General features: G+C 71.1%; 16 protein-coding genes. 7 read left to right on the top strand and 9 right to left on the bottom strand.

Annotation, left to right across the window (positions count from 1 at the left end):
* Positions 1–179: 179 nt before the first annotated feature.
* Positions 180–1220 carry a LacI family DNA-binding transcriptional regulator gene (locus ACH4U8_RS13555; RefSeq protein ID WP_360309891.1) on the top strand — a complete coding sequence of 347 codons (1041 nt, stop codon included), beginning with the start codon at positions 180–182 and terminating at the stop codon, positions 1218–1220.
* Between the two features lie 88 nt (positions 1221–1308).
* Here ACH4U8_RS13555 and ACH4U8_RS13550 read toward each other — a convergent pair whose 3' ends face one another.
* From ACH4U8_RS13550 to ACH4U8_RS13515, 8 genes are all read right to left on the bottom strand, one after another.
* A complete protein-coding gene (locus ACH4U8_RS13550; protein ID WP_395777796.1) occupies positions 1309–1941 on the bottom strand; it encodes an SGNH/GDSL hydrolase family protein in 633 nt (210 codons plus the stop codon).
* Between the two features lie 108 nt (positions 1942–2049).
* A complete protein-coding gene (locus ACH4U8_RS13545; protein ID WP_395777795.1) occupies positions 2050–2868 on the bottom strand; it encodes a sugar phosphate isomerase/epimerase family protein in 819 nt (272 codons plus the stop codon).
* A gap of 149 nt (positions 2869–3017) precedes the next feature.
* Positions 3018–4445 (bottom strand): polysaccharide lyase 6 family protein, encoded by a 1428-nt coding sequence (locus ACH4U8_RS13540; RefSeq protein WP_360309885.1) that lies wholly within the window; start codon positions 4443–4445, stop codon positions 3018–3020.
* 34 nt (positions 4446–4479) lie between these two features.
* Complete coding sequence (locus ACH4U8_RS13535) at positions 4480–5913, bottom strand: chondroitinase-B domain-containing protein (protein ID WP_395777794.1); 1434 nt, start codon at positions 5911–5913, stop codon at positions 4480–4482.
* A gap of 53 nt (positions 5914–5966) precedes the next feature.
* Entirely contained in the window at positions 5967–7343 is a 1377-nt protein-coding gene (locus ACH4U8_RS13530; RefSeq protein ID WP_395777792.1) for an alpha-L-fucosidase, read from the bottom strand.
* Positions 7344–7464: 121 nt separating this feature from the next.
* Positions 7465–8334, bottom strand: a complete 870-nt coding sequence (locus ACH4U8_RS13525) for a carbohydrate ABC transporter permease (RefSeq protein ID WP_360309879.1) — start codon at positions 8332–8334, stop codon at positions 7465–7467.
* Positions 8331–9302 carry a sugar ABC transporter permease gene (locus ACH4U8_RS13520; protein ID WP_360309877.1) on the bottom strand — a complete coding sequence of 324 codons (972 nt, stop codon included), beginning with the start codon at positions 9300–9302 and terminating at the stop codon, positions 8331–8333. Before ACH4U8_RS13520 ends, ACH4U8_RS13525 begins: the two co-directional genes overlap by 4 nt.
* Positions 9299–10627, bottom strand: coding sequence for a sugar ABC transporter substrate-binding protein (locus ACH4U8_RS13515; protein ID WP_360309875.1), 1329 nt, complete (start codon positions 10625–10627; stop codon positions 9299–9301). Before ACH4U8_RS13515 ends, ACH4U8_RS13520 begins: the two co-directional genes overlap by 4 nt.
* A gap of 474 nt (positions 10628–11101) precedes the next feature.
* Here ACH4U8_RS13515 and ACH4U8_RS13510 point away from each other — a divergent pair, with 474 nt between their 5' ends.
* Positions 11102–12112 (top strand): hydroxyacid dehydrogenase, encoded by a 1011-nt coding sequence (locus tag ACH4U8_RS13510; RefSeq protein WP_395777790.1) that lies wholly within the window; start codon positions 11102–11104, stop codon positions 12110–12112.
* Here ACH4U8_RS13510 and ACH4U8_RS13505 read toward each other — a convergent pair.
* Positions 12051–13370 (bottom strand): hypothetical protein, encoded by a 1320-nt coding sequence (locus tag ACH4U8_RS13505; RefSeq protein WP_395777788.1) that lies wholly within the window; start codon positions 13368–13370, stop codon positions 12051–12053. The two genes, ACH4U8_RS13510 and ACH4U8_RS13505, sit on opposite strands and share 62 nt — an antisense overlap.
* Before the next feature lie 743 nt (positions 13371–14113).
* On the opposite strand from ACH4U8_RS13505, the gene ACH4U8_RS13500 reads away from it, so the two are divergent.
* From ACH4U8_RS13500 to ACH4U8_RS13480, 5 genes are all read left to right on the top strand, one after another.
* A complete protein-coding gene (locus ACH4U8_RS13500; RefSeq protein WP_395777786.1) occupies positions 14114–15361 on the top strand; it encodes a sensor histidine kinase in 1248 nt (415 codons plus the stop codon).
* A 391-nt stretch (positions 15362–15752) separates the two neighbouring features.
* Entirely contained in the window at positions 15753–15971 is a 219-nt protein-coding gene (locus tag ACH4U8_RS13495) for a hypothetical protein (protein ID WP_395777784.1), read from the top strand.
* Positions 15972–16323: 352 nt separating this feature from the next.
* Positions 16324–17778: an aldehyde dehydrogenase family protein gene (locus ACH4U8_RS13490; protein ID WP_395777782.1), complete on the top strand. Its 1455-nt coding sequence runs from the start codon at positions 16324–16326 to the stop codon at positions 17776–17778.
* 340 nt (positions 17779–18118) lie between these two features.
* Complete coding sequence (locus tag ACH4U8_RS13485; protein ID WP_379990953.1) at positions 18119–19207, top strand: Zn-dependent alcohol dehydrogenase; 1089 nt, start codon at positions 18119–18121, stop codon at positions 19205–19207.
* A gap of 526 nt (positions 19208–19733) precedes the next feature.
* On the top strand, positions 19734–20501 hold the full coding sequence (locus ACH4U8_RS13480; RefSeq protein ID WP_395777781.1) for a hypothetical protein: 768 nt from the start codon (positions 19734–19736) through the stop codon (positions 20499–20501).
* The last annotated feature ends 32 nt before the right edge of the window (positions 20502–20533 follow it).

The following is a 20533-nucleotide window of genomic DNA, read 5'->3' as shown; positions in this document are numbered from 1 at the left end:
GGCCCATCCGCCGGCGAGGGGAGCGCCGTTCGGGTCGCCGGCCGACCGCGCGGGGGTGACGGCGTCGAAACGGAGTACAGTGCGCTCCTTCCCATCCCATGGGCAGCCATGGCGTCGTCCGACCACGGGCGTCGCCGCCCGGACCTGTGGCTTTCCCACGAGAACGGAAGTGAGATCCGGTGAGCGAGCGTGACGGCGCACCGACCGGCGGGAGCAAGGCACCGACGATCTACGACGTCGCCCGGGCCGCAGGGGTGGCCGCGTCCACCGTGTCCCGGGCGTTCGCCAGGCCGGGCCGGGTCAACGCGGCGACCGCCGAACGCATCCGGCGGGTGGCCGCGGAGCTCGGCTACCGCGTCAATCCGTTGGCGTCGGGATTGCCCACCGGCCGCACCTCGATGCTCGCGTTGGTGGTCTCCGACGTGACCAACCCGTTCTACGCCGAGATCATCCGGGGCGCCGAGTCCGCCGCCGCCGAGTCCGGCTTCGTCCTCCTGCTGATCGACGCCCAGGAAAACGATCGGGTGGAACGCGCCAGTCTGGAAAGGGCGTTGCCCGCCGTCGAGGGACTCGTACTGGCCGGTACCCGACTGTCGGACTCGGCCATCCGGATGACCGCCAAGCAGCGGCCGGTCGTCGTCCTCAACCGGGACGTCGCCGACGTCCCCAGCATCACCCTCGACAACCCGCACGGCATGCTCGTGACCGCGGAACATCTGGCGCGGTTGGGCCATCGCACGGTGGCCTACGTGGCCGGTCCGGAGGCCTCGTGGGCGGACGGGATGCGCCTGCGGAGCCTGCGCGAGGCGGCGGCCGGGCTGGACATGCGGGTGCAGCGCGTGGGCCCGTTCGCGCCGACGGTCGCAGGCGGTCGTGAAGCCGCCGAGGCGCTCCGCGAGGACCTGCCGACCGCCGTCGTGGCCTACAACGACCAACTGGCGATCGGGACCATGCTCGCCCTCCAGGCGCGCGGCGTCCGAGTTCCCGAGGACGTCAGCATGGTCGGCTTCGACGACATCTTCCCGACCCGCATCGTCAGGCCCGGGCTGACCACCGTCGCCGCCCCGCTGCGCGCCCAGGGACGGGCTGCCGTCGACGCGTTGTCGTCCTCGCGCGGCAACCCGGCACCGCGCACCGGCAAGCCGATGACCCTGCCGGTGAGGCTGGTCGTCCGCGACTCGACGGCACCGGCCCGGCGCACCCGGCTTCCGAACCCGTAGCTCGTAAAGCGTACGCGGTCGCGGACTTCGTCGACCCGCGCTCTCCCCCGCGCCCCGCGTGGCCTCGATCGCGGCGGCGTCCGCGCCGTCACACGGTGGGCGCGACCTCGGCGAGCCAGGCGTCGGCGATCAGCCGATGCCCCGGCGGGCTCGGGTGGACGCCGTCCGGGGCCAGTTCCCCCGGCTCCCGGTCCTGCGCCGCGCGGGGCAGCAGGAGATCGGCGCGAACCACCTGGGCGCCGTTGTGCGCCGCCGCCCGCAGGACGGCGTCGGTACGCGGCGACAGGTCCTCGAACCAGCGTTCCTGGTCCGGCCCGACCGGAAGCAGGAACGGGGTGACGACGACCAGCCGTGCGGACGACTTCTGCGCCGTGGCCGCGAGCAGGCGGTCGAGGCACGCCTCGAACTCGTCGACCGGGCTGAGCAGGTTTCGGTCGTAGCGGCGCCAGGTGTCGTTGATGCCGATCTTGACCGTGACGACAGCGGGCCGGTGGTCCAGGACGTCGGTGCCCCAGCGGGCTTCGAGGTCGTACACGCGGTGGCCGTTGATCCCCCGGTTGACGACGCGGGGGCCGGCTCCGTCGTGCGCCCGCTCGCGCAGGGTCCGCGCGATCTCGTGCACGTATCCGTTGCCGAGCGACGCGGGATCCGCACGGTCGCGGCCGGCGTCGGTGATCGAGTCGCCGATGAACAGGAGCGTGTCGTCGTCCTTGAGCTGCATGCCTGCCGTCCTGGCGTGGGTGGGTGGGTCGGTCGGCGGGACATCTCGTGACCCGCCGGATCACCGTCGCATACGTCGAATACGTCGAATACGTCGAATCGAGGAGGCTTACCCTGCCGCGCGCCGCAGGGTCTCGACCTCGCGCGCCAACACCGCGGGGTCGTCGCCGGGGACGAACTCCAGGAGCGCCTGGACACCCCGGCCCGCCAACAGGCCGAGGGCCGCGACCCACAGGTCCCGGCGGTCCGCCAGCGGCAGCCGGTTGTTGCCCGGCCACCACGAGAAGACATGCACGGCGGTGACCCGGTCACCGAGTTCGACGAGCCCGGCCAGCGCCTGCTCGTCGGGGGTGTCCTGCGGCGGCTGCCAGTACGTGCGGACGTTGTCCGCGCCCACCTCGTCCAGCAGCCGGACGGTCGAGGCGACGGTGTCGGTGAGTGTGCCGCCGTGGAACTCCGGCGCGAGCTCCAGGCCGTGGTCCGCGGCGATCCGGGCCGCCTCCCGCAGGCAGCGCACGGTCTCGCGCCGCTCGTCGGGCAGGGCGGACCCCGATCCGGTGCCACCCGCCCAGACCCGTACCCGGGGTGCCCCGAGCAGCACGGCGGCCCGGGCGACGGCCGGGAAACCGGCCGACTCGGCGGGCGTGGCGCGAAAATACGAACCGTACGAGCAACAGACCAGCCCGTGGGAGTCGGAGACCTCGCGGACCGCGCGGACCGTGTCCGGCTCCCCCGCGGGGGCGTGCACGTCCGCGCCCCACTCGATCACCTCCAGGCCCGCGTCGGCCGCGCGTCGCGCGACCTCGGCGGCGGGCAGCCGGCGAAAGGTGACCGAGCACATGCCCAAACGGGTCCGCCCGGTGTCCGGCTCGGACGACGGGCGGAGCCGCGGGAGGTCCGCCGCGCTCCGTCGGCTCTCTTCGGTCATGGCCCTGCCTTCGCGGTCGGCGTCTGCGGGTGGTCTGCGGAGTCCGAAGCGGTTCGCCCGGACAGGGCCGGGCGGACCGCTTCGGATGCACCGACGGGTTCGGGTGAACGGAGCGCTCAGGCGTGCGGCGCCCCGTCACCGGTGGGCGATCAGGGAGCGTTCGGGCCCACGTCCGCGGCGGTGAGGGGGTGCCGGAGTGCGGGCGTTGTCGCGTACTCGTCGGCACCGATGTCCCGTACGCTGCCGCGCGGGTCCCCGTCGATGTCGTCGGCCAGGGCCAGGCCGCCGAGCGTGGCCGCGCCGATCGCCGGGCTGCCCGCCGTCAGCCGCAGGACACCATCCGTGCCCTGCGCGAGCCGAGGGTCGGCCCGGACGAAGCTTCCGGCGGGGATGTTGCCGTTGCCGGCCGCCCCCCACAGCAGGTTGCTCTGCCAGGTGAAGGCGGTGGTGGCGCCCATGGCGACGAGGCTGCCGGAGTCGCCGACCAGCAGGTTGTCCGCGATGGTCACGTTCCGCGGCTCGAACGCCCGCGTCTCGCCCGACAACATGCCGGTGTTGTTGATCAGGGAGTTGTGCGCGATCACCACGCGGTCGCAGGCGTCGTTGCCCCGCCGCTGGGTCTCCGTCTCACTCGGGGTGTGGTCACGGGTGCTGCCGCTGCCGACCACCAGGGCCCGGCCGGACAGCCCGCTGAGGTAGTTGTTGACGATCACGTGGTCGTTGCCGTAGATCCGCACCCCGTCGGTGCCGCCGATCAGGTAATTGCCCTCCACCGTCGAACCGTTGCCGTGCCGCAGCACGATGCCGCCGCGGCTGTCGCGGATGGTGTTGTACCGCACGGTGTTGCCCGAGGACTTCACCGAGATGGCCTCGGGGTCGCCGTCGCAGCGCTCGAACAGGTTGTACTCCACATGGCCGCCGGCGTCGGCCAGGGCACGGCCGCTGACGCCGAAGCGGATGGGCTCGCCGCCGTTGTCCCCGGTGAAGCTGTGGTCGGAGAAGTGGTTGCGGAAGATCTGCACGTTCTGGGCCATCTCGGTCTTGCCGGGACCGTCGACGACGATGAAGATGCCCGCGGTGGTCTTGTCGTGGAAATGGTTCCGGTCGATCTTCGTGTCGTTCGCCCGTACGACGACCCAGTACGGATCGCCGCTGTCCGCGTGTTGGAAGTCGTTGCGGGTCAGCCGGATCGCCGAGCAGTCCGTCGGAAGCTCGAGCGTGGTGCTCTGCCGGAAGGCGAAGCCGCTGATCACGATGTTGCTCGAATTGGCGAGCACGAAGCCGCGCGCGCCCCGCAGCACCGCGCCGCCGCGGGTCTTGGACACGATGGTGATCGGCGCGGCGCTCGTGCCGTTCTTGCCGGAGATGTTGATCGCGCCGCCCGACGGAACCGTGTAGGTGCCGTCGGCGACGACGATCCGGTCACCGGGTGCGGCGGCGTTGATCGCGCTCTGGAGCGCCGCGAGGGAGGAGACCGGGATGTCGGCCGCCGACGCGCTGCCCGACAGCGAGGTGGTCAGGGGTACCGCGGCAAGTGCGGCCACGGCCGAGCTCTTGAGGAACGTGCGTCGTTGCATGGTGCCTCCTGGGTCGAAACGGGCGAGTGTGCGCTCAGTCGGCCCGGGGACCGACGTCGGCCGGGGTCAGGGGTCCGCGCCTCGGCGGCCGGCGGGAGTATTCGTCCGCGCCCACGTCCGGGGTCCTGCTGCGGGGCTGTCCGTCGATGTCGTGCGTGATGCGCGGGCGGCGCGGCGTGCCGGCGTCGATCGCCGGGCTGCCGGCGGCCGGGCGGGCGATGCCGTACGCGTCCTTCACCAGCTTCGGGTCGACCCGAGTGCCGCCGCCGGCGGGGATGTTGCCGTCCGCGGCGGCCCCCCACAGGAGATTGCCCGACCAGGTGAAGCGCACGGTGTTCGCCATCGCGACCAGTTCGCCCGTGTCCGCGACCAGCAGGTTGTCGGCGACGGTGACGTCGCGCGGCTCGTGCGGACGGTGGCTCTCCCCGGAGAGCGTGCCGCCGTTGTTCAGCAGGGTGTTGTGCGCGATGAGGATCCGGTCGGGGGCGTCGTTGCCGCGGCGCGCCTCGGGTGTCTCGCCGGGGAGGTGATCGCGCTCCGAACCGCTGCCGATCACCAGGGCACGTCCGGCCAGGCCGGCGAGGTAATTGTTGACGATCACATGATCGTTGCCATAGATCCGCACGCCTTCGGTACCGTCGATGAGGTGGTTGGCCTCCACCCGGTTGCCGTTGCCGTGCCGCAGGACGATCCCGCCGAAACTGTTGCGGATCGTGTTGTATCGGATGGTGTTGTCCGAGCTCTTCACCGAGATCGCCTCGGGATCCCCGTTGGCCCGCTCGAACAGGTTGTACTCCACGACCGCGTGGGCGCTGGACAGCGCCCGGGGGCTGACGCCGAGCCGGATCGGTTCGCCGCCGTTGGAGCCGGTGAAGGTGTGGTCGGAGAAGTGGTTGCGGTACACGTGGACGCGCTGGGCCATCTCCTCGGTGCCCGCGCCCTCGATGCCGAGGTAGATGCCCAGGGTGCTCTTGCCGTGGAAGTGGTTGTGGTCGACCGTGCTGTCGTCCGCGCGCACCATCAGCCAGTGCACGCCTTCGATGTCGGCCAGTTGGAAGTCGTTGCGGGTGAGCCTGATGTGCGAGCAGTCCGGCGGGATGTCCAGGGTGTTGCGCTGCCGGAAGGAGAAGCCGCTCAGGGTGATGTGGGCGGACGCTTCGAAAACGAAGCCGTGTTCGCCTTCCAGGACCACGCCGCCCTGCGTCCGGGCGACGATGGTGATGGGCGCGTATCTGCTGCCCTGCTTGTTGCGAATGGTGAGCGGGCGGTCCGCCGGGACGGTGTAGGTCCCGTCGGCCACGACGATCCGGTCGCCGGGTCGGGCCCGGTCGATCGCGGCCTGCAGCTCGTCCAGCGTGCGGACGGCCTTCGGGGCCGCGCTCGCGCTCGCGGCCGGCAGTCCGCCGACGGGGGCGGCGGCCAGCGCCACCCCTGCCGCGGTACCCGTGAGGAACGTGCGGCGTTGCATGGTGCCTCCGTGAGGATGTGGTGGAGGTACGGACGGTGTGTTCCGGCCTGCGATCAGCCGGCGGTCGAGGTGGCGCGGGGGGTGTCCCCGGCGTCCTGGGTCGCCCGGGTGTCCAGGAACAGTTCGATGACGGGTACGGGGGTGTCGGGGCGCCTGACCGGAAGCTGGAGCGTGAGCGTTCCGGCGGGCTGGCCGCCCATCTCGGTGTTGACCGCGGGCCGGTCCGGGTCGATGTGGACCGGGATGATCTCGGACGCGTCGTTGAGCAGTTGGGCGTAGCGCACCCGGCCGGCCAGGCCCGGCAGGTGCAGGTGGCGCAGCGGCCAGGCGAACAGGTGGACGTAGAGCCGGTCGCCGCGCAGGGTGTATCGGCATTCGGCGGGGGCGGTGTACGAGGAGGGGCCGCAGCCGCGAATCGAGCGCTCGTGCAGGTGCATCCACCGGCCGATCTCGTCGAGGATCGCGGTGTCTCGCGGGTCGAGCGCGCCTCGGCCGGTGGGCCCCACGTTGAGCAGCAGATTGCCGCCCTTGGACACCCCGTCGACGAGCATCCGGATCAGCAGGTCGGGGCTCTTGTGGTCCAGGTTGTCCCGGTCGTAGCCCCAACTGCCGTTGAGCGTCTGGCAGGCTTCCCACCGCACGGGTTGCCCGTTCTCGGTCATCGGACCGGACGGCTGGTACTGCTCGGGGGTGACGAAGTCCCCGGGAAGGCCGGTGCGATCGTTGACGAGGACGTGCGGCTGCAATTCGCGAATCGTCCGCAGAAGTTGCGGGGAGTCCCAGTCGTCGGGCCCCTTGCCGCCCCACCAACTGCGTTCGGCGTACGAGAAGTCGAAGAACAGGTAGTCGATCCGTCCGAACGAGGTCAGCAGTTCACGGACCTGGCCGTCCATATAACGCTGGTACTCGCGGATGTCCCGCTCGGCGTTGGCTGCCTTGAACGCCTCGTCGTCGCGCTGCGGATGCACGCCGTCCACGGGGAAGGACGGATGGTGCCAGTCGATCAGCGAGTAGTAGAGACCGACCTTGAGCCCCTCGGCGCGGCACGCCTCGACGAACGGCCCCACCAGGTCCCGGCCGTGCGGGGTGTTGGTGACCTTGTACTCGGTCAGGGCGCTGTCCCACAGGCAGAAGCCGTCGTGGTGCTTGGCGGTGAGGACGACGTACCGCATGCCCGCCGCCTTGGCCGCCCTGGCCCACTGGGCGGGGTCGTAGCGGTCGGGGTCGAAGTGGTCGAAGTACACCTGGTACTGCTCGTCGGTCAGTCGCTCGTGGTTCTTGACCCACTCGTGCCGTGCGGCGAGGGAGTACAGACCCCAGTGCACGAACATGCCGAACCGGGCGGTGGTGAACCAGTTCGTCTCCGGGCCCGCCTCGGGATCCGAGGTCGCGGACGGATGCGCCTGCGGGGTGTCAGCGCTCGCGGTCATGGGGAATCGCTCTTTCTCGTCGGCGCCCGGCGGCTTTTCGGTGGCGCGTCGGGGCTGGTCGTACGGGACGGGGGCGGGCAGGGGCCGACGCGGGCCGCGAGACGGCGGGTCGGTCCGCGGGTCAGCCCTTGAGTGCCCCGGAGGACAGGCCGCTGACGAAGGACCGCTGGAAGAACAGGAAGACGATCACGGAGGGCAGCAGGGCCAGCAGGGAGGCCGCCATCACCACTCCGGGGGTCACGGCCGGGTCGATCCGCAGGGTCCGCAGCGCCAACGGCAGCGTGTACGAGGAGGAGTCGGTGGCGACGAGCAGGGGCAGCAGGTACTGGTCCCAGATCATGGTGAAGCCGAAGACCCCGATGACGCCGAGGGCGGGCTTGCACATCGGCAGGATGATCTGGGCGAAGATCCGCAGGTCTCCGGCGCCGTCGATGCGCGCGGCCTCTTCCAGTTCGCGCGGCACGTCCTTCATGAACTCGGTCATCACCAGGATGGAGAATCCCCAGGCGCCCAGCGGGACGATCATCCCGGCGAGGGTGCCGATGAGGTTGAAGTGCACGACCGGCAGATCGGCGAGAATGACGGACAGCGGCAGGGCCAGGATCTCCTCGGGCAACATCAGCGTCGCCAGGATGGCGACGAGCGCCAGCGTCATTCCCGGGAACACCTTCCGGGCCAGCGCGTAGCCGGCCAGGACGGAGACGGCCACCTGGAGCAGCAGCCCGAAGCCGACCACGAAGAACGAGTTCAGCAGGTACTTGAGTACCCCCTGGTCGATCGCGATCTCGAAGTTGTCCAACGTGAAGTCCGAGGGGATGATGCTCAGTTGCGTCGGGTCCTTGATGTGGCCGAAGGCACCGACGAGCAGGGCCAGCAGCGGACCCGCGAACATGGCCAGGACCAGGAGGTAGACGACGGCCTTCAGGATCCGTCCGCCGACGCTGCGGCTCTCGGTCAGGCCCAGCGCGGTCTCGGTCGACGACTCGCTCACTTGCTCTCCCTCCGCCGCAGCAGTTGGACGACGATGGTCAGGATCAGCGTCGCGACGAACAGCAGGACCGCTCCCGCCGCACCGACACCGAGCCGGTTCTGCTCGAGCCCGAGCTTGTAGATGAGGGTCATGACGACCTCGGTGGAGCCGTTGGGCCCCCCGTTGGTGAGCAGGAACACCTCGGTGAAGATCCGCAGTCCGCGAATCGCGGCGAGGATGAACAGGATCGAGAACACCGAACGCAGTCCGGGCACCGTCACGTACCACACCCGCTGCCACCGGGAGGCACCGTCGACCCTCGCCGCCTCGTACAGACCGCGGTCCACACTCGTCAGGCCGGCGAGGAAGATCATCATGTCGTAGGGCGCTCCCCGCCAGATGCCGGTGAGCATGATGGATCCCATCGAGGTGTCGGGGTCGTTGATGAACCCCGACGGCCCCAGTCCCGCCAGACCGAGAATGGAGTTGAGCATGCCGTCGCCGGTGGGGTGATACATGATCCGCCACAGTTCGGCGACGACCGCCATCGGCACCACCACCGGAAGGAACGCCGCGGAGCGCACGAATCCCAGTCGGCGGCTCTGCCCCTCCATCAGCAGGGCCAGGGCGAAGCCGAGCCCCATCGAGCCGGCGGTCTGTCCGGCGGCGAGGACGACCGTGTGCCACGCGGCCTCGCGGAATCCGGGGGACTGCAGCACCGTGCTGTAGTTCTCGGTGCCGACCCACCGGTTTCCCAGGTAGGGCTGAACCTCCTGGAAGGACATGGTCAGCGCGCTGGCCATGGGGATGAACTTGAAGTACAGGAAGAGGAGCAGCGCCGGGGCGAGGAACAGCCAAGGCGTCCACCACCGACCGGATCTGCGGCTGCGCGCCCGGCGACCGGCGGCCCCGCCGTCCCGGCGGCCCACTTTTCGCGGAGCGGGGCCGGCCGCCGGGAGGGCGGCCGGTTCCGCCTGGTCAAGGCTCATGACGCGGCGATCCCCTGCTCCTTGAGGATGTCGGCGAGCTGCTTGTCGAGCTCACGCAACTTGGCGTTGAGGTCGAGCCCGCAGTCCGCCACGAGCGCGTTCACCGCGTCCGCCGTCACCTGCCGCACCGGCGTCCAGTTCGGGATGGCGGGCGCGTATCGCCCGGAGTCCTGGTACGCCTGGGCGTAGGTCTTCCAGCGTGGGTCGGGGCGGATCTGGGAGATGTCCACGGCGGTGTTGACCGGGATTTGCACGGTGTAGCCGGTGGCGCCCTCCATCCCCTTCTTCTGGCCTTCGACGGAGACCGCGAAGCCGGCGAAGGCGTCCTGGCCGGCGCGGTTGTCGGAGCCGGCCATCAGGTAGACGGAGCTGCCCTCGGCGAGGACGGTGGCGTCCTTGGGTCCCTTGGGCATCGGCACGACCTCGTACTTGTCCGCGCCGAGGGACTTGTCGAAGCGGGGCAGCAGGTACGGGCCGACGACGTACATGCCGGCCTTGCCCGCCTCGAACGTCTCGTTCGTCGGCGGGGTGTCCATGGTCACGGCGCCGGGCTGGATGGCCTTGGCCTTGCACCCCAGGTCGCGGAACCACTGCATGGCCTGCACCGACGCCGGGGTGGTCATCGCCGGCTTGTACTTGCCCTTGCCGGTCTCGGCGATGAAGTCGCCGCCCGCGGCCCAGAGGAAGTTGGAGAAGTACCAGGAGGCGTAACCGCGCTTGGTGGACAGCGGTGCCGCGAGTCCGGCGGTGTTGTTCTTGCCGTCACCGTCGGGGTCCTGGGTGGTGAAGGCGGTGGCCATCGCGGCGAAGTCGTCCCAGGTCCGCGGGACGTCGAGCTTCAGCTTCTCGCGCCAGTCCTTGCGGATCAGCAGCGCGGACGCCTGCGCGGATATCGGGAGTCCGTACTGCTTGCCGTCCAGACTCTTCCCGGACGCCAGCCCCTGTCCGGCGATCTGCTTGCTGTCCTTGATCTTGCCGAGGTCGATCTCCCGGAGCAGACCCTGGCTGTGCATGGTGCCGATCTGCGTCACGTCGTTCATGACGATGTCGGGGAGCTTCTTCTGGGCGGCCCGCTGCTGCAGTTTGGTCTCGAAGTCGTCGAAGATGGCCGTGACCTCGACCTTGAAGCCCGTGGCCTGCTCGAAGGCGGCGGCGAGTTGCTGCGCGCCTTTCTCCCCCGGTCCGCCCGGTGTCGTCCTGGTCCAGAGCTCGAGGGGAGCCTTGGAGTTCTGCTTGGCATCCACTCCCGCAGGCCCGGATGTACAGCTGGTGAGGATCAGTGCCGAGGCGAGGGCCCCCGCACCGATCCATCGCGATCTCTGCATGACTACTCCTGTTTCAGCCGCATCACATGGCCTGGAAAGCGCTTGCACGGACGGTAACCGGGTCCGAATCAAGTGGTCAATAGTCCGATGAATACAAAGTTTCCGGCGACCGAACGAGAGTGCTCATCCGGGGCACTCCGGCGCCCCCGGCGCGTGATTCGACGGACGAGACGGACGGCCTTATCCCTATAAATAGGCTCCTACTCACGCAATTTGGGCATCGGCAGGAACGGGCATTCAGGCCGAGGTATGCCTCAGCCTCGACGACAGCCACCGAAACGGAGAAGATCGGGCATCCAAGGTCACGGTGACGACATTTCAATGATCCGATGTATGGTTCCTGCGAGCTACGGGCCGGACGGCGCACAGGCCACCGCGAGGTTCGGGCAAGCGCTTACCAGCACTTCCGAGCAGGGACCGCCGACCGTCCGGCCGCCGGTCCACCACCGAACAGGCCGAGGAGAGCAACCCGACATGAACGAACCGGCCACCGCACCGACAGCCCTGTTGGTCATGGAGGAGGAACGCCGGGACGACGTCTACCCGCCCGAAGTGCTGGCCGAGATCGGCCGACTCGTGCAGTGGCAGGGCCCGCCCCGCACCCGGCAGGAACTCGACGCGGACCCCGGTGTGCTGCGGACCGTCGACCTGCTGCTCACCGGCTGGGGCGCACCCGTCCTCGATGCCGCCCTCCTGGCACATGCCCCTCGGCTGCGGGCCGTTCTCGTCGCGGCGGGATCCGTCCGGCACCTGACCACACCCGCCTTCTGGGATCGCGACATCCCGATCGTCTCCGCCGCCGCGGCCAATGCCGTGCCGGTGGCGGAGTTCACCCTCGCCCATGTCCTCCTCGGACTGAAACAGGCCCACCGCATCGAGCGGGAGGTGACGCAGAACCGCCGCTTCCCCACCCGTCCCGACGTCCCGGGCGCCTACCGGTCACGGGTGGGCCTGCTGGGACTCGGGCACATCGGTCGGCTGGTCGCCGCCCACCTCTCCCGCTTCGACGTCGAGGTCCTCGCCACGGATCCCGTCGCCTCCCCGGACACCGCCCGGCGCGCGGGAGTGCAACTGATCCCCGTCGAGGAACTCTTCGCCACCTGTCAGGTCGTCAGCCTCCACGCACCGCTGCTGCCCGAGACCCGCGGCTCGATCGGGGCGGAACTGCTCGACTCCATGGGGCCGGGAGCGACACTGATCAACACCGCGCGGGGTGCACTGATCGACGAGGTCGCCGCCGCGCGGGTCCTGCAGGCCAGGACCGACCTCACCGCCGTACTCGACGTAACGCACCCGGAACCCCCGGCCCATGACTCGCCACTGTTCACCCTTCCCAACGTCGTCCTGACACCGCACCTGGCCGGCGCCATGGGCGCCGAACGTCACCGGCTCGGACGACTCGTGCTCGACGAACTTCGCCGCCTCACACAGAACCAGCCGCTCCGGCACGCCATCGACCCCGCCCGCGCCGCCTCGCTGGCCTGAGACCGCCAGGCACTGCCGACAAGGCTCCCTGCCTCGGGAACCTGCGATCGGGGACGTCACGCAAGATCATGCTGTACTGCAGGCCAGGGTCCGGGCAAGCAGGCCCGGCACCCGCTTCCGCCGGCTCACGGCAAGGGGCGGTACGGAAACGCAACGTGAGCGAAACGTCGACGAGGGCGGCCGGACCCGGCGGTTCGTCCGCACCCTCGGGGCCGGCCCCGCCCGCTCGGCGCGGCGGCCCGGTCACCCGCCGAATGGTGGTGCCGCGCAGTCCGCGGCACCACCATTCGCCTTTCGGGGCGCACCCCCCGTTCCGTATCGTCCGTCGCCACCCGGGTGGATCGTGGCCCGAACACCGGGTCCCCGACGGGAGCGCCGCGCCGGGTACGTTCAGCGAGCGGGTGAGCCGACCCACGTCCGTGTAGGCCCGCCCGTACGACGTGCCCGCCGGATGCAGGGTCAGGACCACCACGATCGACCGGTCCCCCGCCCCGACCGTGCCGGTGGTGTGCAGCGCCGGATGGGACAGGTCGACGCCGGCCGACGCCGGCACCGCACCGGTCGGCCCGCAACCGCCCGACGAGAAGCCCGACCAGCCCTGCTTGACCGCCCACGGACGGTCGAAGGCGGACGGGATCCCGAAGTGCTGGTCGAAGGAGTCCGAGGCGCAGCGGGTCGACGCACGCAGGTCGCCCATCACCAGGTCGCGCACCGGCGCCGGTGCGGTTTCGAGCAGGTACCGGTAGATCCGGACCACGTCGGCGGCCGAATGCGCGGTGTAGCCCCAGTAGTTCGGGTCGTCCGGCGGCGCGGTGTCGACCAGGTTCAGTCGGGTCACCATGCGGTCGACGACCGCGTCGGCCCCGGCCCGGGACCAGAAGTCCGAGGCCGCGGCGTCGTCACTGGAGCGCAACATACGGTCGAACGCCGGTCGATCGGCCGCCGGGATCCGGTATTCCGGCCCGAGACTCCACAGGTAGTCGAGGGCGATCAGCAGCTTGACCACCGACGCCGAGCGGAATCGCTTGTTCGCGTCGAGCTGTTCGGTGAACACGCCGGTCCGCCGGTCGAACACCGCCACCCCCGCGGTCACTCCGGCGGGCACGTCGATCCGAGTCGGTCCCGTCCCGGCCGTCGCCCGCGCCGTCGTGGCCGCCGCCCCGGTCGCCCCGCTCGTGTCGAGAGGATGCCCGGCAGCCGGGGTCCCGTACCGGACTCCGGCCACGATCGCCGCGCACAGCACCAGTATCGCGATCATCCGGCCCACCGCCCCGGAGGGCGACCTCGGCGCCCGGGAGACGGCGAATCCTGGGTGGGGCTGTCGGATCGGCAACTGTCGGTCCCACTGGTGCGAGGAGATGTCGGTGTCGGCCGACTCGTTCGGACCACCCGACCACAGCCGGCCGTGGTCGAGGATATAGCCGATCGATCGCGGGTCGGGTCGGGTCGGGTCGAGTCCGCCTGTCCGGCGAAAGGGCGCAGTCGTTCCAACACCTTGCCGGCGCCGATGGTGGCCGCGTGCGGGCGTGTCACACACGCGCGGTTCGCACGGCGCGAGCAGGACGAGACTCGGCGGTCGGATCGAGCGCGAACGCACTGGTCGTGGGCTCACCGCCGCGAGGTTGCGAATCCCGGTCCGGATAGGCGTGTTGGAGTACGGAGACCTTGAAGGAGACTTCACCGTCGGCGACCGGGAGGAGCGGACGCGAGCGCTCGAACGGCACCGGCGTGTCCGGCGCCCCGCACCCAACGCCGGCGCCCTCCCCCGGTCCCGGGCGCAACAGGGCGGGCCTGCCCGACACTTCCCCACCGGCCCCCGCCTCCACATTCGGTAACCGCACGATCACCGTTTCCATCCACGCGCCCCCGTTACCCTTGACGTGCGAGCACGGCCCCGGGCGGCGCGCGGCGACGAGGGCACGGCGGCCGGCACCAGGGGATTCGTGGACGGAGGTGGACGGAAGGCGCGCGACCGTACGCGTGGTGCGTAGGTTGTCGACCATGACGCATGACACGATGGTGCCGGGACCGGCGCAGTTCGGTGCGCGGCGATGGTGGTTGCCATCCGCGGTGGCCGACGAACTCGATTCCGATGTCGGGAGCCACACCCGATCCCGCCGCACGACCCGGGACTGGATTGTCGACGTCTGCTGTTTCCTGGCGGCCGTCGCCGTCGGCGTCGCCGCTGTCGCCTCCTTGGACGAGCAGTCGGATCTGCCTCGCGCTCTCGTCTTCGCCGATCTGGCGCTGGGCGTCGTGGCGTGCGGCGCGGTCTGGCTGCGCCGCCGGTGGCCGCTGGGACTGGCCGCGGTCCTGATCCCCGTCGGTCTGATCTCCACGGCTTCCGGCGGCGCCGGCCTCGTTGCCCTGTTCACCCTCACGGTGCACCGGCCCTTCCGGTACGTGGCCTGGGTGGGCGGCCTGCAACTCGCGCTGATCCCGGTGTTCTACGGACTGCGCCCGGACCCCGAGATGTCCTACCTCGGCGTCGTGGTGTTCGCCGTGCTGCTGACCCTGTCCGTCATCGGCTGGGGCATGTTCGTACGCGCCAAGCGCCAGCTCATGCTCAGCCTGCGGGACCGGGCCCGCCGCGCCGAGGCGGAGGCGGAGCTGCGGGCCGAGCAGGCGCAGCGGCTGGCCCGCGAAGCCATCGCCCGCGAGATGCACGACGTCCTCGCGCATCGACTGACCCTGCTGAGTGTGCACGCCGGCGCGCTGGAGTTTCGGCCGGACGCGCCTCGCGAGCAGGTGGCGAGGGCGGCCGGCGTCATCCGGGAGAGCGCGCACGAGGCGTTGCAGGACCTTCGCGAGATCATCGGTGTGCTGCGCGCGGGCGATGCCGACGATCCCGGCCGCCCCCAGCCCACGCTCGCCGCGCTGGACGACCTGGTCGCCCAGTCGCACGACGCGGGCATGCAGGTCACCCTGGCGCGCCGGGTCACCGACACGTCGACCGTGTCCGCCTCGGTCGGTCGCACCGCCTACCGCATCGCCCAGGAGGCCCTGACCAACGCCCGCAAACACGCACCCGGGGCCCGGACCACGGTCACGGTCGCCGGCGCACCCCGCGAGGGCCTGACCGTGTCCGTGCGAAACTCGGCGCCGCCGGGCGAGGTCCCGCACGTGCCGGGCTCCGGCCAGGGCCTGATCGGCCTGACCGAACGCGCCACCCTGGCCGGCGGCAAGCTCGCCTGCGGCCCGACCCCGGACGGCGGCTTCGAGGTACGGGCCGAGCTGCCCTGGGGCTGAGCGCGCGCCCCCGCCGGGCACGGATCGCGCGCGGCCCGGGGTATCGCCGAGGGCCCGCCCGGACCGCCGTCGCCCTGCACTTCCCCGGCCGGGCGCCCGGCTGCCTCTACCCGCAGGTGCACGTCTCGGCCACTGCTCGCCGCACCCGCATCGACCGGGAGCGTGCGCCGCGCCCGCGGAAGACGTGGGCGCGGCGCACGCGCAGATGCGGGATCGGCCGGCGAAGCCGGAGAACTGCCAGGTGTATTGCCGCTGCGGAGCCTTGGCCCAAGTGATGAACCGGATCGCCTTGGCGTCGTCTTCCGTGTCGAGCGGGTCGACTACGTAATGGACGAAGTGGTGGCCGGCGGAGCCGGTGCCGTTGGGCGTCTTGCCGTCCACTCTGCCGAGGGTGAATCCGTTGGTGTGCTTCACGACCCCGGTCGGCGGGGACGTCCGCGCGCCGTACGCCGCCCGGTCGAACGGGATGACGGCGTCGGCCGAGGTGATCGCCGGGTCGTCGCCCGGGCCCGGGTTGGCCTCGCTTCGGGCGAACGAGCAGTCGGGTACCGCCGCTCCGCCGTTCCCGGCGCAGCGCGGCGGGAACGGCGGCCACGGGTGGGTGCCGTAGTAGGCGTCGCAGCCGGGCTTGTCGAGGCTGAACGGTGTCGTGCGGTTCGGGGCGGTGATCGAGGTGTTCGAGTCCGAATCGACTTCGGCGGTGTATTCGTCGGTGAGGACTTTCGTATAGGGGGCGGCCGAACCGCCGCTCGCGACGACCGCCCCCGGTGCGGCGCCGGCGGCCCCGGAACGGCCCGGGGGACCGGTCGGTGAGGTGGCGCGCGGAAGTGGTGCACGGAACATCCCCGACAGATCCCTTGACCTGGTCAAGTTGACCGATCGTCGTTAGCCTCCGAGCCCTGCCCGCCGACACGACACGTGTCGCGTCTCGGGTGACGGACCATCAGGAGACGGGAGTGGCCATGACCTTGGACATCGGCACCGTGGCGGATGCCGGGCTGTTCGTGAACGGAGCCTGGGCGCCCGGTGGCAACGGCCGGTTCGAGGACGTCTCGCCCGGAGACGGATCGGTACTCGCCACGATCGCGGACGGCAGCGTCGCGGACATGGTCGGCGCCGTCCGGGCCGCCCGAACGGCCTTCGACGGCGGGCCCTGGCCGCGCATGTCGCCCGCCGAGAGGTCCGCCTGCCTGGCCGAGCTCGCCGCGGGTCTGACCAGGCATCAGGACTTCTTCGATCACCTGTCCCGGGTCGAATGGGGCGTCGCCAACGACCGCCCCGGCCAGGTGATGGCCGCCGCCTCGATCGCCGCCGGCGCCGCGCAGTTGGCGCTCGTACCGGCCGAGGAAGCATTGACCGGTCCCGGCGCGGTGGGCACCCTCGTGCACGAGCCGCACGGGGTGGTCGCGGCCGTGACACCGTGGAACTACCCGCACACGCTGAATCTGACCAAGGTCGCCAACGCGATCGCGGCCGGCAACACCGTCGTACTCAAGCCGTCCCCGCTCAGCCCGCTCGCGGCGCTGGCGCTGGCCTGGATCATCGACCACGAGACGAGCATCCCGGCCGGCGTGGTCAACGTGGTGACCACCACGTCCCTGGACGCGGCCCGCGCGCTCACCGGGCATCCGGACGTCGACATGATCAGCTTCACCGGCAGTACGGTGGTCGGCAAGCAGATCGCGGCCGATGCCGCCGTCACGCTCAAGCGCGTCGTGCTCGAACTCGGCGGCAAGTCCGCCTCGATCCACCTCGACGACCTGCACCCGGACGCCTACGACACACTCGCCGCGCAGGCCCTGTTCGACGGCTGCACCCGACACGCCGGGCAGGTCTGCGTGTTGCAGAGCCGCCTGTTCGTGCCGGCCGCCCGGGAGAAGGAGATCGTCGAGCGGCTGGTCGCCCTGGCGGCGGCGGTTCGGGTGGGCGACCCGTGCGCGAGCACCACCGAGATGGGTCCGCTGATCAGCGGAGCCCAGGCCGACCGGGTGCTGTCCGACATCGCGGGCGCGGTGGCCGAGGGCGGCGTGATCGCGCACGGCGGCGGGCGGGTGGAGGTGCCCGGCGGCGGGCACTACATCGCGCCGACCATTCTGACCGGAATCACCAACACGATGCGGATCGCGCGCGAGGAGGTCTTCGGTCCGGTCCTCGCGGTGATCCCCTACCGCGACCCGGACGAGGCCGTCGCGATGGCCAACGACTCGCGATTCGGCCTGGTGGGCGCGGTACACGGCGCCGACCCCGAGCGCGCCGCGGCGGTCGCACGCCGGATCCGCGCGGGACAGGTGACCGTGAACGGCGCTCGCGCGCTCGGCCCGTTCGGCGGCTTCCGGGAAAGCGGCCTCGGCCGCGAACAGGGCCTGGCGGGCCTGCGCGAGTTCACCGAGACCAAGGGCGTCAGCCGCCCGGCGTAGGCACGCGCGAGCGGGGTGTGTTGCTCGGCGAACACGTCGTCGAGCAGCGCCCGGGTCCGCGCCGCGGGGGTGCACGCGGGGGTGCACACGCACCATGCCCGTGTACCCCCGCGGCCCCGGGCCTCCGCACGATGCGGCACCCACGCAAGTGCGCTGCGGTCGCCCGCGGTTCCGTACAACGTCCTCGCCACGCGCTCGGCGCAACAGGCCGACGGGCGCCAGGCGATGGGCGGCGGGTATCGGGCGACGGAGCCATTCCCCGCTCACCCGTCGACACCGTCGGACATCGAGACAGTCGGATATCGAAACTTCCAGCCTTCGGGACCCGAGAGAGGCATCCATGCGCGCGGCCATTCTGACCACCCAGCCCGGCACCCTGGACATCGTCGACATCGAGATCGATCTCCCCGGTCCCGGCGAGGTGTTGGTGCGGACCGCGGCGTGCGGTCTGTGTCACTCCGACATCCACATCCTCGACGGCGCGATCCCCCACCAGCGCCCGGCCGTGCTCGGCCACGAGGCGTCCGGGACGGTCGTCGCGGTCGGCCCGGGTGTCACCCGGGTCGCGCCCGGCGATCACGTCGTCGCGTGCCTGTCGGTGTTCTGCGGCCGCTGCCCGCAGTGCGCGCGCGGCCGGACCTGGCTGTGCTCGGACAAGGCCGCCACCATGCGCGACGCCGACGGTCCGCCCCGGCTGTCCAGGAACGGACAGCCGGTGAACGCGAGTTCGTGGATCGGCGGGCTGGCCGAGCAGATGCTCCTGCACCAGAACGCGGTGGTCGCGATCGACCCGGCGATGCCGCTCGACGTGGCCGCGGTGATCGGCTGCGCGGTGACCACCGGTGTCGGCGCCGCCTGGCGCAGCGCCGACATCCGGGCCGGCGAAACCGTCGCGGTGCTCGGCTGCGGCGGCATCGGCCTCAACATCGTCCAGGGTGCGCGTCTGCGCGGCGCGGGGCGGGTGATCGCGATCGACCTGCAACCGGCCAAGCGTGAACTCGCCCGCGCGCTCGGCGCGACCGACACGATCGACGCGGCGTCACACGACGCGGTGGCCGAAGTCCTCGCGCTGACGGCGGGGTTCGGCGTCGACCACGCCTTCGAGGCGATCGGCCTGGAGGCCACCATCGGCCAAGCCGTGGCGATGACGTCGCCGGGCGGGACAGCGTACGTGGTCGGGGTCACCCCGATGACCGCGACCGTGAACGTGCCGGGCTACGCCCTCTGGGGCCAGGGCAAGACCGTACGCGGCGTGCACATGGGATCCAACACGTTCACCACCGACATGCCGCGCTACGTCGATCTCTACCTCCAGGGTCGGCTGCGCATCGACGAGTTGATCAGCCGTCGGATCCCACTGACCGAGGTCAACGACGCATACGACGCACTGCGCAGAGGCGAAGTGGCCCGCTCGGTCGTGACCTTCTGATCCCGAGCCCCGCCCGCGCAGCCAAGAGCGCTACGTCCGGGACGTCTCCGTCCCGGGCACGCCGATCGGGCGAGGTCGCCGCCTGCTCATGGCACGGCCCGATGACGGGCGTGGGCGGCGATCGGGTCGGCCGGCTCCTCCGCCGTCCGGGCCGTGGTGTGCGACCACCAACCGACGCCGCCCGGTTGCTCACACATGGCCCGATACTGCGGGCCGTGGTCGAAGTGGGCCCGCTCTCGGGCCGGGCAAGCCACGTTGCGCTGTCGGCAGACCTCCAAGGGCGGGGCCGGGACGACGAACTGCCCGACCGGTTGGCGTCGTTGCAGGCCCGCGCCCGGTCCGCATCCGATTCCCCGACTGGGGCTTCGCCCGGGCACGGCTCGCCGGGGGACGGCGCGGGATGCCGCAGGGCGTTGTCGGAGGGCGTTCCTACGGTGGTCGCGATCGTCTCCTTCGGACCCTGGACGCCGTCGGCGTCGTGGCGTTCCGGAGCCCGTGAACCTCGACCCAGGAAATGTCGTGAAGCATGTCCGACCTTCCCGCCCACACCGCCGACGACGACTGGCGGTCGTCCCTGACGCAGGCCCTCGGCGTCCTGGTGGGCCGGCCGCTCGCGGACTTCGCGCCCGATGCGCAATACGCGGCCTACTACAGCGGCAACTGGCTCCACGAGACCGAGTCCTACCGGGACCCCGAGTGGCTTGAGCCCGCCGCGTTGACGGGCCGGACGTCGGTATCGAACGAGAACCTGCTGCTGCTCGACGAAATCGGCTACCCGGAACTGCGGTTCGACGCGAGCCGCTCCCTCTTCGAGATCGATACACCGGCCGCGTTCCCGGCCGCCTTCGCGGAGGATCTGTCGGCCGTGTCACTGAGCGGTCCCGACGACCTGCCCATCGTCCGGGGTGCCGATCTGGCGCGGTCGACGGCACGCCATGGCGTCGACCTCACGTCCGCCGATCTGCCGGAGGGGACCTGGTCCCTGGTGATGGCCGCGATCGTGTCGGACGGCACGCTGCCGGACGCCCTCCGCGTGGCCACCGGTATCGGCGAGGGCCCCGACACGCTGGTGCGGTGCGCGGAGGGCGGCACGGAGGTGGAGGCGGCGATCGCGGCCGTGGAGCACGCCGGAATCCGGGCGCACCTGCGCGCCTTCTGCGACCCCGACTCCCACGACCTGGCCCTCTGCCCCCACGACATGCGCGAGTCGGGGAACGAGGACGGCGCGCTGGTGGCCAAGTGGGAGGGCGCGGTCGACCAGTACGTGATCACGGTGCAACGCGTCGGCCCCTGACCCACCCCCGCCGCCGGCCGCTGCTGCCGCTC

It is taken from the genome of Embleya sp. NPDC020886, assembly GCF_044333915.1.
Lineage (GTDB): Bacteria > Actinomycetota > Actinomycetes > Streptomycetales > Streptomycetaceae > Embleya.
The sequence above is the reverse complement of the archived record's forward strand: the minus strand, read 5'-3'. Positions and strand labels throughout refer to the sequence as shown.

Excerpts from the sequence above, each read along its gene's own strand:
- ACH4U8_RS13540 (WP_360309885.1), bottom strand. The coding sequence starts at position 4,445 with ATGCAACGACGCACGTTCCTCAAGAGCTCGGCCGTGGCCGCACTTGCC.
- ACH4U8_RS13550 (WP_395777796.1), bottom strand. The coding sequence starts at position 1,941 with ATGCAGCTCAAGGACGACGACACGCTCCTGTTCATCGGCGACTCGATC.
- ACH4U8_RS13545 (WP_395777795.1), bottom strand. The coding sequence starts at position 2,868 with ATGACCGAAGAGAGCCGACGGAGCGCGGCGGACCTCCCGCGGCTCCGC.
- ACH4U8_RS13515 (WP_360309875.1), bottom strand. The coding sequence starts at position 10,627 with ATGCAGAGATCGCGATGGATCGGTGCGGGGGCCCTCGCCTCGGCACTG.
- ACH4U8_RS13510 (WP_395777790.1), top strand. The coding sequence starts at position 11,102 with ATGAACGAACCGGCCACCGCACCGACAGCCCTGTTGGTCATGGAGGAG.
- ACH4U8_RS13485 (WP_379990953.1), top strand. The coding sequence starts at position 18,119 with ATGCGCGCGGCCATTCTGACCACCCAGCCCGGCACCCTGGACATCGTC.
- ACH4U8_RS13535 (WP_395777794.1), bottom strand. The coding sequence starts at position 5,913 with ATGCAACGCCGCACGTTCCTCACGGGTACCGCGGCAGGGGTGGCGCTG.
- ACH4U8_RS13530 (WP_395777792.1), bottom strand. The coding sequence starts at position 7,343 with ATGACCGCGAGCGCTGACACCCCGCAGGCGCATCCGTCCGCGACCTCG.
- ACH4U8_RS13520 (WP_360309877.1), bottom strand. The coding sequence starts at position 9,302 with ATGAGCCTTGACCAGGCGGAACCGGCCGCCCTCCCGGCGGCCGGCCCC.
- ACH4U8_RS13490 (WP_395777782.1), top strand. The coding sequence starts at position 16,324 with ATGACCTTGGACATCGGCACCGTGGCGGATGCCGGGCTGTTCGTGAAC.
- ACH4U8_RS13505 (WP_395777788.1), bottom strand. The coding sequence starts at position 13,370 with ATGATCGCGATACTGGTGCTGTGCGCGGCGATCGTGGCCGGAGTCCGG.
- ACH4U8_RS13500 (WP_395777786.1), top strand. The coding sequence starts at position 14,114 with ATGACGCATGACACGATGGTGCCGGGACCGGCGCAGTTCGGTGCGCGG.
- ACH4U8_RS13480 (WP_395777781.1), top strand. The coding sequence starts at position 19,734 with ATGTCCGACCTTCCCGCCCACACCGCCGACGACGACTGGCGGTCGTCC.